The sequence below is a fragment of the Micromonospora sicca genome (genome assembly GCF_003172935.1).
Lineage (GTDB): Bacteria > Actinomycetota > Actinomycetes > Mycobacteriales > Micromonosporaceae > Micromonospora > Micromonospora sicca.
In genome coordinates, this window is the sequence record NZ_QGKS01000011.1 from 1 (window position 1) to 657 (window position 657).

Annotated in this window: 1 protein-coding gene and 1 pseudogene; one reads left to right on the forward strand and one right to left on the reverse strand. The window is 69.3% G+C overall.

Annotated features, from left to right (window positions below; translation table 11 throughout):
• A pseudogene (locus tag DKT69_RS00060) lies at positions 1 to 207 on the forward strand (low temperature requirement protein A); the annotation flags it as partial.
• 8 nt (positions 208 to 215) lie between these two features.
• Here DKT69_RS00060 and DKT69_RS38760 read toward each other — a convergent pair.
• Positions 216 to 657: zinc ribbon domain-containing protein (locus DKT69_RS38760; protein ID WP_201749403.1), on the reverse strand; the 442-nt coding region annotated here is incomplete at its 5' end.

Below are 657 nucleotides of genomic sequence, written 5' to 3' on the forward strand. Positions count from 1 at the left end.
GGTCGTACTGGCGGGTGGTCTCCGCCGGGCACTGGGCCGAGCGGCATGCGCTGATGATCCTGGTGGCCCTCGGCGAGTCGATCATTGCGCTGGGGATCGGCCCGAAGTTCATCAGCGAGCTGCCGCTGACCGGCCCGGTGGTGGTCGCCGCCGTGCTCGGCATCACCGTCGTGGCGGCGCTTCTGGTGGGCGTACTTCGACACCGTTACCTCTCACTAAGCGTTAGTTAGCTCATGATTGGCAGTCGCCCGTTGCCGGGCGGCGTTGGCCGCAGGCGGCCTTGACGCTTCGACGCCCGTTGCCCTGCCCGCGGGTGCGGGGCTTACGGGTCTTACACAGGCTCCACGTCCTGTTTTAGCGTCGCCCGGCGACTCCAGGTCGACGTGCCGCGCGAGGGCGGCTAGGTTGCGGGCGGCGTTGACGTCCCGGTCCAGGACCAGGCCGCAGGCATCGCAGTGGAACGTGCGCTCGGACAGCGACAGCTTGGGTTTCACCGTCTGGCATCGCGAGCAGGTCTTCGAGCTGGGGTACCACCGGTCGGCGACGTGCAGGACGCTGCCGTACCAGCCGGTCTTGTACTGCAACTGCCGCCGCAGGGTGGCCGGGGCGGCGTCGGCCAACGCCCGGGCCAGCCTGCGGTTGCGCTTCAAGCCCACC